This is a genomic window from Paraburkholderia sp. SIMBA_054 (assembly GCF_046534875.1).
GTDB lineage: Bacteria > Pseudomonadota > Gammaproteobacteria > Burkholderiales > Burkholderiaceae > Paraburkholderia > Paraburkholderia hospita.
In genome coordinates this window covers 1-258 of the sequence record NZ_JAWRXV010001129.1, presented here as the reverse complement: position 1 = coordinate 258, position 258 = coordinate 1, and the positions used below count along the sequence as shown (strand labels likewise).

The window sequence follows — 258 nt, the reverse complement described above, 5'->3', positions numbered from 1 at the left end:
CCAAGAACGGCGCCCGACCGGTGGAATCCGTATCTGGATAAAGTCGTCGCGCTCGCCACGCTTGACCGTGTTCTCGTACCGGATCTCTATTTGAAGGCGGGTCAACAGCCGGTGCTTTACCGCACCAAAAACGCCGCGTTGAGGAAGTTCCAGGACGACATTGAAAACGGCGATAAGGCATTCCGCGCAAACGACGATATGCTGCGCGCGTGGGCAGCAGACTTGCAAAAAACATTTCCGGACTTGCCAACCCGATTC

1 pseudogene is annotated in these 258 nt (G+C 56.2%); it reads left to right on the top strand.

Annotated features, from left to right (window positions below):
• Positions 1–258 (top strand): annotated as a pseudogene (locus SB822_RS58685) (hypothetical protein); the annotation flags it as partial.